14 protein-coding genes are annotated in these 12,377 nt (G+C 38.1%); 5 read left to right on the plus strand and 9 right to left on the minus strand.

Going from position 1 to position 12,377, the window contains the following annotated elements; genetic code table 11:
* Positions 1-66: 66 nt before the first annotated feature.
* Complete coding sequence (locus CXF89_RS17530; protein WP_101216204.1) at positions 67-291, plus strand: DUF3820 family protein; 225 nt, start codon at positions 67-69, stop codon at positions 289-291.
* Between the two features lie 88 nt (positions 292-379).
* Here CXF89_RS17530 and CXF89_RS17535 read toward each other — a convergent pair whose 3' ends face one another.
* The 6 genes from CXF89_RS17535 to ilvY form a co-directional block, all read right to left on the minus strand.
* Positions 380-1,627, minus strand: a complete 1,248-nt coding sequence (locus CXF89_RS17535; protein ID WP_121955328.1) for an ATP-binding protein — start codon at positions 1,625-1,627, stop codon at positions 380-382.
* A gap of 25 nt (positions 1,628-1,652) precedes the next feature.
* Positions 1,653-2,345, minus strand: coding sequence for a response regulator (locus CXF89_RS17540; protein WP_007584133.1), 693 nt, complete (start codon positions 2,343-2,345; stop codon positions 1,653-1,655).
* A 14-nt stretch (positions 2,346-2,359) separates the two neighbouring features.
* Positions 2,360-2,740, minus strand: coding sequence for a DUF3019 domain-containing protein (locus CXF89_RS17545; RefSeq protein WP_180961420.1), 381 nt, complete (start codon positions 2,738-2,740; stop codon positions 2,360-2,362).
* 1 nt (position 2,741) lies between these two features.
* Positions 2,742-3,554, minus strand: a complete 813-nt coding sequence (locus tag CXF89_RS17550) for a MipA/OmpV family protein (protein WP_024608151.1) — start codon at positions 3,552-3,554, stop codon at positions 2,742-2,744.
* 447 nt (positions 3,555-4,001) lie between these two features.
* Entirely contained in the window at positions 4,002-5,048 is a 1,047-nt protein-coding gene (locus CXF89_RS17555) for a GGDEF domain-containing protein (RefSeq protein WP_180961421.1), read from the minus strand.
* A gap of 116 nt (positions 5,049-5,164) precedes the next feature.
* Complete coding sequence (ilvY, locus tag CXF89_RS17560) at positions 5,165-6,070, minus strand: HTH-type transcriptional activator IlvY (protein WP_007584128.1); 906 nt, start codon at positions 6,068-6,070, stop codon at positions 5,165-5,167.
* A gap of 138 nt (positions 6,071-6,208) precedes the next feature.
* On the opposite strand from ilvY, the gene ilvC reads away from it, so the two are divergent.
* Positions 6,209-7,681 carry a ketol-acid reductoisomerase gene (ilvC, locus tag CXF89_RS17565; RefSeq protein WP_121955330.1) on the plus strand — a complete coding sequence of 491 codons (1,473 nt, stop codon included), beginning with the start codon at positions 6,209-6,211 and terminating at the stop codon, positions 7,679-7,681.
* A 192-nt stretch (positions 7,682-7,873) separates the two neighbouring features.
* On the plus strand, positions 7,874-9,793 hold the full coding sequence (locus CXF89_RS17570) for a methyl-accepting chemotaxis protein (protein ID WP_024589916.1): 1,920 nt from the start codon (positions 7,874-7,876) through the stop codon (positions 9,791-9,793).
* A gap of 88 nt (positions 9,794-9,881) precedes the next feature.
* Here CXF89_RS17570 and CXF89_RS17575 read toward each other — a convergent pair whose 3' ends face one another.
* Positions 9,882-10,211, minus strand: a complete 330-nt coding sequence (locus CXF89_RS17575; protein WP_121955331.1) for a GIY-YIG nuclease family protein — start codon at positions 10,209-10,211, stop codon at positions 9,882-9,884.
* A 107-nt stretch (positions 10,212-10,318) separates the two neighbouring features.
* On the opposite strand from CXF89_RS17575, the gene CXF89_RS17580 reads away from it, so the two are divergent.
* Positions 10,319-10,678 carry an outer membrane protein assembly factor BamE gene (locus tag CXF89_RS17580; RefSeq protein WP_004335706.1) on the plus strand — a complete coding sequence of 120 codons (360 nt, stop codon included), beginning with the start codon at positions 10,319-10,321 and terminating at the stop codon, positions 10,676-10,678.
* Between the two features lie 133 nt (positions 10,679-10,811).
* Here the strand turns inward: CXF89_RS17580 and CXF89_RS17585 are convergent, their stop codons facing one another.
* Together CXF89_RS17585 and CXF89_RS17590 are read right to left on the minus strand one after the other, a co-directional pair.
* Positions 10,812-11,135 (minus strand): RnfH family protein, encoded by a 324-nt coding sequence (locus CXF89_RS17585; RefSeq protein WP_007584122.1) that lies wholly within the window; start codon positions 11,133-11,135, stop codon positions 10,812-10,814.
* A complete protein-coding gene (locus CXF89_RS17590) occupies positions 11,132-11,572 on the minus strand; it encodes a type II toxin-antitoxin system RatA family toxin (protein ID WP_007584120.1) in 441 nt (146 codons plus the stop codon). Before CXF89_RS17590 ends, CXF89_RS17585 begins: the two co-directional genes overlap by 4 nt.
* Positions 11,573-11,718: 146 nt before the next feature.
* Here CXF89_RS17590 and smpB point away from each other — a divergent pair, with 146 nt between their 5' ends.
* On the plus strand, positions 11,719-12,198 hold the full coding sequence (gene smpB / locus CXF89_RS17595; protein WP_007584119.1) for an SsrA-binding protein SmpB: 480 nt from the start codon (positions 11,719-11,721) through the stop codon (positions 12,196-12,198).
* Positions 12,199-12,377 lie beyond the last annotated feature (179 nt).

Below are 12,377 nucleotides of genomic sequence, written 5' to 3' on the forward strand. Positions count from 1 at the left end.
ACAGCCTATTTTATATCTCTAAAATCCCTTACACTTACGCATACTTTAAATACATAAGTAGTTTTTATGGATCCAAAACAACTAAAAATAGCGATAAATACTACAATGCCGTTTGGAAAATATGCAGGACGGCCATTGTTGTTACTCCCAGAGCCTTATTTAGTCTGGTTTAATCAGCAAGGGTTTCCTGACTCAAAACTAGGTAGTCAACTTGCGATGATGTATGAGGTAAAACTAAATGGCCTTGAGCAAATGTTAATGCCATTACTTGAAAAAAATAAAAATAGTTGAGAACTTTTTTAAGCACCTGCGGTCTATTATATTGCTACTTGTTGATTTTGGTTTTTAACCGCAAAAAAAGCGCCTTTAGGCGCTTTTTTTATGTCTTAAATTTGAGGGGTAAATATACAATAAATTTAGCACCACCTAAACTTGAGCTTTCTGCTTTACACTCTCCTTGGTGCCACGACACAATTTTAGCAACTATAGCGAGCCCTAAACCAAAACCACCGGTATCCTTGCCTCTACTTTTATCTAGTCGAGTAAAAGGTTTAAATACATTTTCTCGCTCAGCGGGAGCTATCCCCTCCCCATCATCTTCAACAATCAATACGATGTGTTTTGTTTCTTGTAGCAATGAAATTTTGACTTTTTTATGGGTATATTTGAGCGCATTGCCAATTAAATTTTGAAATACTCGCGCCATAAAGTGACTATCACAGTAATAATTTAAATGCTCAGGGAGGTTTACAGAGAGCGTTGTTCGGGCTTCAAAGTTTAGCTTTTCAACAGTTGTTTTTACCAGCCCAGCTAAGTCACAGTTTATTGGCTGTAAACTAGGTTGTTGAGAGTCTAATCGCGCGTATTCAAGCATTTCAGAAACTAGTGACTCAAGCTCGCTAATGTCTGTTTGCATATTTGTTAGGTATTTCTCACCTTTTACGTCAAGCATTTGTTCTTGCAGCATTACTATTGCAAACTTTAAACGTGCTAGTGGTGTTCTAAACTCATGCGACACCGATGAGGTAAGTTCTTGCTGCGCACTAAGTAAAAACTCAATACGTTGCTGCATTACCTTTAATGTATCAGTAATAGGTAAAAAGAAAGACTTAGAAGAGTCGTTTAGTTGAAAGTCTTGCAAACCCTCTACCGCTTCACACGCTTTACGTAGCTTTGCAAAGTCGCGCCATAGTAAAAAGCTCCACAGCCCAACAGGTATACCTACAATAATAAGTAGTAATAAATACGGCCAAACAGAAGATGATTCCTGCGTTAATACACCTACCGGTCCTACTTGAAGTAATGAATCATTACCGAGATCTACATACCAAACAATGCGTTGTTGCTTATCGTATAAGTATAAGTAGTGGTTTTGGTTGAGCTGCGATTGTTGTTTTTGAGGGAGTATTAAATCACGTCGTTCAATCACTTTACTTTCAAAGTTGTGCTTTAACTTTTTAAGACCATTTGAAGTTTGTGAGAGCAACCAGAGTGATTGCCCAAACTCATCATCTAAGAAGACCTGTTGTTGCGACTCTTCGTAAGGCCACAATTGCTCTATAACACCGCTCACTACAAACAAAGAAACGATGATATATAAATATAAGCTGGTAAACAGTTTTCCCATTAAAGCCGACTAACCTTAAATAGTTCTAAAGATCCCATGCATCAGAAACAAATAAGTAGCCTTGTCCCCATACAGTTTTTATACGATATGGCTTATCGCTGTTGTCGCCTAATTTTTTACGAATTCGTGATACGCGTACATCCACCGTTCTATCAAGTCCATCGTATTGGCGACCAATCATATGTTGGTGCACATGTTCTCGACTTAGTACTTCACCCGCATTTGACGCTAATAGCCATAGTAACTCAAACTCGTGCGAAGTTAATACAATCTCCGAATCACTTAGTTTTACAATACGACTTGTTTTATCAATGACTAAATCACCAAACTGGAGCTCTTCGCTTGATTTTACCATGGGTTGTCCACGACGCAGTAATGCATTAATTCGCGCTAGTAATACACGTGGCTCTGCTGGTTTTATTACATAATCATCAGCGCCAAGCTCTAAGCCAAGTACTTGGTCGAAATCTTCACCTTTAGCAGTCAACATTAAAATTGGTAGAGTAAATTTATCTCTTACTTGGCGGCAAACGCTAAAGCCATCTTTACCTGGCAGCATAACGTCTAAAATCATTAAATCGGGTGTATTGTTTTCTAAGTAATTAAACACTTCGTCACCACGGTCTAATACTTCGACTTCAAGGCCATTATGTTCAAGGTAATCTTTTGTTAGTTGTTGTAAACCGAGATCATCTTCAACAAGTAAAATTTTTGGCATTAGTTGCTCCTAAATTAAAAAAAGCTCCACGGAGAGCGAAGCCTACGCCTATTTTTTTTAGCATGGGCGCTTTGTACTTCAACCTGTGTTTTTGCTATTAACACACCCGTATGAGGATTGATTAAGGAGTATATGGTCTCCACCTGAACACGCGCTTTATAATTAAATTGCCCAGAAAGTTGTTGCTCCCAGCATTGAAGCCGTTGCTCTTGCTGATACAAACAGACATCACTGTAGGCGTTTAATTGCCATTTAAATTGTAAATCAAGATCGCAAAAACCCTGCTGTTCAGAGACAACGCAGACTTTTGGAGAAACACTAAAAAAAGGGGGTTGTGCCACACTAAAACCACTAAAAAAAGCGGTAATAAAGACAACTAATATTGAATACTTCATATTAAAAAGTACGATCGAATCCTATAAATGCAGTCATTGAATAAGTACGTTCGAAGAGCGGACTGCCATCCATAGCCGAATAGTCGTAATATGCTACATGAAAACGAAGAGAGTCAGCCTTACTCAGAGGCCAACGGGCGTCGATTTTAGCATAAGGTTGCCAACTACTACCAACGTCTATTTTGCCAAATTGAGTTTCACCCTCATTAAGTCCATAAAAATAGCTATTTAGTTCCGCAGATTTATAGTTTATTCCAAGTGTTGGCTTTATTTTGAGCTTTCCTATCACAGTATGATACTGCCACTGTAATGCTGCGCGTACACCTCGATAAACATCGGTTATATCATGCAGAGCCTGAACCGAAAAAACATGGTCTTCATTTACATAGTGATATGCAATACCCGCATCAAGTGCAATTTGCCGTTTATGTAAATTATCAATATCAACATAGCGAGATGACGAGGCTTCATCTTGCATTACGAACTGATTGTTGAGGGCACTACTTTGTAGTGTAAATACATTTTTAGGGTGCCAGTCTATAAAAAAGCGAGACTCAGAGTTGAGTTCACCAACTAGATTAAAGTGATGTTTAGGGGTTTGCAAAAATGAATAACCAAGACGGCCATTATCAAAAAACCATTGCTCTGCATAAAACGCAACTTGAGGAATAAGCACGAGCGGAATATTATCTCCACCATGCAAAGGGTTGGTTATAACTCCAGCCCCCACGCTTAAACTCAAATGCAGACGATCGGTTGTTATATCTTGCTCTGTATAATCGTCAGCATGCTTGCTTGCCTGTGTTGCTTGCACCGAAAGGCAAACAAACAAAGTGCTAAAACATAGAGCTGTTAATAATGAGAAGGCATACCGCATCAGCGTAAATCAAAGTATCAAAATAAGTGAGTTCCCCATACTAGCAAGGTCTTTTTAAACTAGCTCTAGCTGGTTACAATTATTCACAATTTGTATACAAAAATGTTAACTTTATGCTTTTCGGACTATTTATCTTTCAAGGTAGTTGTGTCTAAGGACTATATTTTGAGTTGCTTGTATAATTTTTGACTAATAGTACTTTAAGATACTTTGAAAATGAGGCACTACGTAGCAAATGCAATTATTCAAATAAAAAATTACTAAGAGCTAACTCGCTACAGCTCTATTGGGTTTTACCTGCTTGTTTACCAAAACTGAAGTTGGATTAAATCGCCCTAAATTGAGCGGCTTTAACCCAAATAAATCAGAAACCTCTGGCACTTATTAAATATCAGGGGCTATTTCTATACGATTTCGTCCATGTGTTTTGGCAATGTATAAGGCTCTATCTGCACGCTCAACTAAAACAGAACTATTTGTAAATGGCCGTAAAATTGCTAAGCCAAAACTTGCTGAAATAGCACGTTTTGCAGTTACATCATGCTTTTTACGAATCGCCAATTTTGCTATTGCTAAACGAATACAATCTGCAAATGCTATTATATCGTTAATAGTGTCAAAGTAGGCTGTTATGCAAAACTCCTCGCCACCATATCTATACACATTTGCAGCTTCAGTTGTATTTTCTCTCACTTTTTTAGCAACTAGCCTAAGGACTTCATCACCCTTTTGATGGCCAAAATCATCGTTAAAGCGCTTAAAATGATCAATATCAAACATAATGAGTACGGCAAGAGAGTCTTCTTGCGCTTGCTCTGAGTATTCGAGGCAAAAGTTTACAATATCAGAATCAAACTTACCTCGATTATAAAAACCCGTAAGCGTGTCGGTATCGGCTGCTTCCTTTGAAATATTGAGTGCTTCTTTTAAATCTTTTATTTCATTGTAGGCAACGGCTAATTTAGTCTGAAACTCCCGAGCATAATCTTGCATTGCAATAGAATCGTCAGTTAAACGCTCAACACAACCTAGTATCTCATTATAAGAGTTTACATCAACAAGCATATTTAATTCATTTTGTGAGTCGACTAAACTCGTCGTAAAGCTTTTAGAGTGATCAAGCGTTGTGCTTATATCTTGCTGAACTTGCTCCATAGTTGTATGAAATTTTTCAGTCATTTCTTGAAAAAAAACGAGATCGTCTTGCGTTAAGTGTTTATCAAAAATTTCTTTTGCTTTGTCTTGTGAACATGTTTGTTGCAGAGCAATAACATGGTCTAACTCAGCATTTAATGAAGGTTTGTTTCCTTGAATATAACAGTACCAAATTGCATAGTTGATGGGTGTAACCGGCATTCGGTATTTTACCATCAAAGGAATCGCCTTTTTTAGGCATTGAGCAGAATGAGCAAGTGATACGGCGTGGTTCATAAATAAACTCTCAAGCGTCATTGTTTTTGTTATTAGCGCTCAATGTTAAGTAATAGTAAACTTATACGCAACCTATATTCATACTATTTAACTAACTTGCTTATTCTCTGCGCGCATTAAATCGCTTTTGCATCTAAAGTTTGCGCAATATTCCACAAAGCACTGATTGCAGGGTCATTTAACTCTTTCCTTAATACTGCCAAACCAATATCAAACCCATCAGGCGCTTGCATTTTTGGTGTTAGTATTTGTACTTTATCTTGCAGCGGGCTGTTATCTAGCACTATTTTAGGGACCATTGCGACACCTAATCCTAAGCTCACCATGGATACCATTGCTTCGTGCCCAGCAACTTGTGCGTAAATTTTCCCGTGAATATTATTTTTGCGCCACCAGTGTTCTAACCTTTGGCGAGAAAAACCTTGTTCTGGCACAATAAATTCTAAATCAGACCAATTAATGTCATCACCATTCTGCGTTAGTTTTTGTGTGATCGGGCATTGAATTTTTGGTCCAATTAATAAAAGTGGAGAATGCCCTATATCTACAAAAGCAATTTGCGCCGGTAACTTATTTGGCTTAGCTGCAATAGCCATTAATTCATGCCCATCTAACACACGGTTTATAGCAAGTGCAGGGTCGCCTGTATTTAATGTTATTTCTATATACTGATGCTGCGCACGAAGTTGCTCTAATATTTGATGTAAAAAACTATAAGATGCAGTAACCGAGCAATAGATACTTACTTTGCCGTAAATATGTTGTTGTGGGTCTTTCACATTCGTTTTAAAACGCTGCCAATTAGCAAGCGTTGCTGTGGCGTAATCAATAAACGACTCACCCTCACGCGTTAATTTAACACTGCGGTTATCGCGTACAAATAATGCAACACCTACCTCTTCTTCTAAGTGTTTTATATTGCGGCTCAAAGTGGGTGCGCTTATATGACAAAGCTCGCTTGCGCGTCCAAAATGAAGTGTTTTAGCCAGTGCTAAAAAGTAGTTTAAATGTTTATGATCCATGCCAAACCCAGTATTTCATATTATGAAACACTTTAATTCAAATATATCATTTTACGCAAGCAACGATTTTACATATGGTGTTTGTAAGCGCAACAAACCTTGCGCATCTAACAAACATGACTTTATAGGACACTAACAATGGCGAATTATTTCAATACCTTACCTTTACGCGAGCAATTAGCGCAATTAGCGCAATGTGAATTTATGGACGCAGGCGAATTTGCCGATGGCGTTGACGCACTTAAAGGTAAAAAACTAGTTATTGTAGGCTGTGGCGCACAAGGTTTAAACCAAGGCTTAAACTTACGTGACTCTGGTTTAGATGTTTCTTACACATTACGTGCTTCAGCTATTTCTGAGCGTCGCCAATCATTTTTAAATGCATCTGAAAACGGTTTTACTGTTGGTACTTATGAAGAATTAATTCCTACAGCTGACGTAGTACTTAACTTAACGCCAGATAAACAACATACCGCTGTAGTAAGTGCAATTATGCCACTTATGAAAAAAGACTCTACCCTTGCTTACTCTCATGGCTTTAATATTGTTGAAGAAGGCATGCAAGTACGTGAAGACATTACTGTAATCATGGTTGCGCCTAAGTGTCCTGGTTCTGAAGTACGTGAAGAATACAAACGCGGTTTTGGTGTACCAACTCTGATCGCAGTTCACCCAGAAAATGACCCTCAAGGTCTTGGTTTAGCACAAGCTAAAGCGTATGCAGCGGGTACTGGCGGACATCGCGCAGGTGTACTTAAATCATCATTTATTGCTGAGGTTAAGTCTGACCTAATGGGCGAGCAAACCATTTTATGTGGCATGTTACAAACTGGCTCTATTTTATGTTTTGATAAAATGATAGAAAAAGGCGTTGATGCGGGTTATGCATCAAAACTAATTCAATACGGCTGGGAAGTAATTACCGAAGCACTTAAGTACGGCGGCGTTACTAACATGCTTGACCGCCTTTCAAACCCAGCAAAAGTAAAAGCGTTTGAACTAAGTGAAGAGCTAAAACTAATTATGCGCCCGCTTTATAATAAGCATCAAGATGACATCATCGACGGCACTTTCTCACGCACTATGATGGAAGACTGGAATAACGATGACGTAAACTTACTTAAATGGCGCGCAGAAACAGCAGAAACTAACTTTGAAAAGACCCCTGCTGGCGATGTAGAAATCTCTGAACAAGAATTTTTTGATAACGGTATTTTAATGGTAGCAATGGTTAAGGCAGGTGTTGAACTTGCATTTGAAACCATGACAGCAGCAGGCATTATCGAAGAGTCAGCTTACTACGAGTCATTACACGAAACGCCATTAATCGCCAATACTATTGCGCGTAAAAAGCTTTTTGAAATGAACCGTACTATCTCTGATACTGCAGAATACGGCTGTTATTTATATAACCATGCATGTTTACCATTACTTGCTGATTTTATGAAAAACGTTGATACAGACATTATCGGTAAAGGTCTTGGCGAGCACAGTAACCAAGTTGATAACCAAACATTAATTCAAATTAACGCTGCATTGCGCGAACACCCAGTTGAGAAAGTTGGTGCTAAATTACGTGGCTACATGTCAGCAATGAAAAAGATTGTTTAACCCTAAACAATAAATGTTTCGCTTGTTAGAAACCAAGCCCGTATGCTTTTTGCATGTGGGCTTTTTTATGCCTGTTAATAAAACTTTAATCAATCTGGTGTATCTTTGCCTATTCTGCTTAGCCAATATTTAGTTCCAAATAAATAATGTGCTAATATGTTTTTCTATTTAGTTGTAAAATTAATTAATATCATGACGATACAAAATCTTTCGATAACTCAAAAAATCACAGCTTTAGGCAGTGTTATTGCTATATGCGTAGCCGCACTGATTGGTTTGACTTCCCTACACAGCTCAGAGGATATTATTGAGCGACGTATGATTGAGTCAGAGCTCCCTAGTAAACTGCAAACAATCAGCAATCACATAGGCGGTGAAATCAACGAGTTACTCGGTGCTGCTCAGCAACTATCATCAAACGAATTTATTTTACAATGGGCTCAATCAAACAACCAAGACGATACATTACTATTAAAAGAATTAAATCGCGTTGCCCAGCAATACGATTTAGCCACAGCATCTTGGGCAAATAGAGACACTGCACAGTACTGGAACCAGAATGGGTTTTTGCGTGTGTTAAAAAACGATGCAGCCGATGGCTGGTTCTTTGCTTTTAAGCAATCAAAACAACCTTACTCTATCAGTATTTATCAAGAGTCAGCCAATGATGTGAAAATGTTTGTAAATCATCAGCAGGCTAATGGGACTGGTTTAGCAGGTCTTGCAAAAAGCATCACTGATATGCAAAAGCTATTACAGCAATTTAAAATTGAGCAAACAGGCTTTGTATTCATTGCAGATAAAAGTGGATTGATTCAGCTTCATAAAGATGCAAGTAAAGTAGCTAAAGCAAACATTGATGATTTATATACTGCAAATATTCACAGCCAACTATTTAATAGTAATGGCTTTGCACTAGAAGAAATTAATTTAAATGGCGAACCGACACTTGTAGCTGCTATGCCTATTAAAAACACCGATTTATATGTTGTAGCCCAAGTGCCAAAAAGTGAAGTTTTCGCAAGCGTAAACACCCTGCAATGGCAAATATTTACTTTTACGGTAATTACAGCATTGGTTGCGAGTTTAATCAGTTATTTGCTTGCTCGCTCACTTTCATCTCCACTTTCTAAAATGGCTGAGTTATTTTCACGCCTAGGCTCAGGCGATGCAAATTTAGCGTACCGCTTACCAGAATCGAGCCAACCAGAGCTTAACAATCTAAGTAACGGCTTTAACCAGTTTATAAATAAAATAGAAACAGCGATTACTCAAGTTGCCAGCGAAAGTCACGATATTAGGAAAAGCTCTGATCATGTATTTGAACAAGCAAAACGGAACTCCCAAGCAATAGACAACCAAAAAGAGCAAACAATATCTGTCGCAGCAGCAATCAACGAAATGGGCGCTACAGTACAAGAAATAGCGCAAAGCGCAGCAAATACAGCTAAGTTAACCGATAACAGCCGCGAAAACACCATTCAAAGTCACAAACAAGTACTCCAAAGCCAAGCAACTATATCAGCCCTTGCCAGCGATATTGATGGCATAACAGAGCAAGTTACTTTGCTTTCTAAAAAAACGGTTGATATTGCAAGTATTGTTGACTCAATTAGAGGCATATCGGATCAAACTAATCTACTCGCTTTAAATGCTGCAATTGAATCTGCACGCGCAGGTGAACACGGACGCGGCTTTGCTGTTGTTGCTGATGAAGTACGTGCACTGGCAAACCGTACATCGCAATCAACCACCGAAATTCAATCTATGATTGAAGAGCTTACAAAAATATCTGATGATGTAGTTAATGATATTAGCCAATCGAAAGATAAAGCTCAGCAAAGCGTTGGTGCAATGCAAAGCTCTGTTGAATTACTTGATACGATAACCGAAACAGCAAATCAAATAAACGATATGGCTACGCTTATAGCGACTGCAACTGAGCAGCAAAGTAATGTGGTTGCCGATGTAAGTCGTAATATTGAGCAAATTAGCGAAATTAGCGATAAAGCAATGAGCGAACAAATCAATACAGAGCAAGCGATTCGCGACTTAGCCAACAGTGCACAAACACTTGATGCGCTTGTAGCTACCTTTGAAAAGCATCGCTAAGCGACTCTAATATTACACGCCAGCTATGAGCAAAAACTATATTCGAAGATAGTTTTTGCTCACAACTAATATACTTAATTTGAACAAGCTAAGTGTTTTCACTATCGCCGCTATTAAACGCTGAAACGTACGCTTCCTTTTTAGCTCTAGGGAGCTTTTTAAATTGATACTCAAGCTTACTTGCTTCACTTTTATTACCTACTTGTTGTTGATGGATAAGTAAAAGAGGCCCTTTTCCTCTAAGGTTTTTAGCCCCTTTACCAGCTTGATGAGTTGCAAAGCGTTTTTCAACATTAGTCGTGATCCCTGTGTACCAATGACCAAATCGTGTTTCAACTATATATAAAAACCAAGTAGACTCAGTTTTTAAAATATTCGTTTCAATATGCTGTAAACTTTTTCCATTATCAGTGGTCAAAACATTACCTTAACGCCCTTAACATAAAACAATTGCTTAAAAGGGTTTTACCTTCAGTGACTAATCGGTATCATGCAGATTATAAAAAATAAGGATCACAACTAACAATGCAGTCGTTAAAAACTTTTTCTCTTTGGCTTATCGTCGCTTTAACACTTAGCTCAGCAGCAGGTTGCTCTAGCTGGGTATACCGAATTAACATCCCACAAGGCAACTTTTTAGAGCAATCGGATGTTGAAAAACTTCGTGTAAATATGACCCGAGAGCAAGTTGTTTATGTATTAGGTAGACCTATTGCCGAGGACGCCTTTGATAACAATACTTGGCGCTATATTTACAGCTTTAATAAAGGCCGTAAAAACGAACAAAATAAAGAGTTAGTAATTAACTTTGAAAATGAAAAGTTAGTTTCAATCTCAGGTGATTATGACCAACCTGAAAACTTTACTACACCGCTAGAGCAATAAACGTCTCAGGTAGTAAAAAAGGTGAGCATGGCTCACCTTTTTTATTGGTTTACTTAAAAAGCTTTTACCATTTTAAACGACGTTAACGTGTGATTTAATCTGTTAAATTGTTCGAAGTTTATGCCGATTGGTATTACTTTTCGAGTGGGCGACCACCCGTTATTTTATTTGCACGCCCCTCTTCTTTTGCTTTTTCTGCACGTTTTCTGCGGGCATCTTTAGGATCTGCAATTAATGGACGGTATATTTCTATACGGTCACCGTCTTTTAATTCATAGTTAGCTTTTACAGTTCGATTCCACACACCTAACGTTAGCGATGTGGCATCTATTTCTGGGCACTTTTCTATAATACCTGACTGAATAACAGCTTGCTCGACTGTAGTCCCTTGTGGCACTTCAATTGATAAACACGTGGCCGTGGTCGGTAATGCAAAGACCACTTCAACATTAATCATACTCGCGCTCCATAAACCTGTTTTGCACGTTGAGTAAATGCACTCACCATATTTTTTGCTACATCGTTAAAAATCTTTCCAAAGGCAAGCTCTATTAACTTACTTGAAAATTCAAACTCTAGGTGCAAATGAACCTTACATGCTTTAGCGTCAAGCTCTTGAAAATGCCAGCGCCCTTTTAACGTCTTAAACGGACCATCAACAAGGCGCAGTAACACGGTTTGTTCATCAACAAAGGTGTTTTCGGTGGTAAACCACTTTTTTATACCCGCCTTAGATATTTCTAAACTCGCGGTCATGTTATTATCGTGCTGTGAAACAATTTTTGAGTCTGAGCAATTTGGTAAAAACTGTGAATAAGCTTCTACATCATTAACTAGATCAAACATCTCTTTAGTGCTGTACATAACCAGCGCACTTTTTTCTATTTGTGGCATACTCACTCCCAACTGTGTGGGCGAATTTTAGCAAGCTTTGCGCGTTTCCCCAAATTTTCATGCTGCTTAAATTAAAGCTTAATTTTAAAAGCATTATTAAAAAAATCGATGTAAAACATCTCACATTACGTATATTATAGGGCACTATGGCTAAGAAAAATTCATCAAAATCGACAAGTAATACCATCGCGCTAAACAAAAAAGCGCGACATGAGTATTTTTTACACGATAAGTTTGAAGCGGGTGTTGAACTACAAGGCTGGGAAGTTAAAAGTATCCGAGCTGGTAAGGTGAACATCACTGAAACTTATATTCATCTTAAAAATGGCGAAGCATTTTTACTTGGCAGTCAAATTCAGCCACTTATAAGTGCATCGACCCATGTAATTTGCGACCCGCTACGTTATCGTAAATTGCTATTAAGCAGACGCGAACTTGACCGTTTATTCGGTGCAACAGAACGCGATGGCTATTCTTTAATAGCCACAGCTATGTACTGGAAAAACTGCTGGGTAAAACTTGAGTTTCATTTGGCAAAAGGTAAGAAATTACACGACAAACGCGAAGACGGTAAAGATAAAGACTGGTCGCGTGAAAAAGAACGCTTAATGAAGCATAAAGCATAAATAAAAACGCCTAATTTATTAGGCGTTTTTAATTTCACCTATATAAAAGCTCAAATAATACCAATTCTCTTAACTAAGTAATCTATTATGAGATAAGAAAATAGTGTCGATAACAAGACAAAACTTGTTATACCAATCTGCTTATATATGGGGTCTATTTAACGTTAAGAAAATTACGC

This window comes from Pseudoalteromonas sp. MelDa3 (assembly GCF_002863625.1).
Taxonomy (GTDB): domain Bacteria; phylum Pseudomonadota; class Gammaproteobacteria; order Enterobacterales; family Alteromonadaceae; genus Pseudoalteromonas; species Pseudoalteromonas arctica.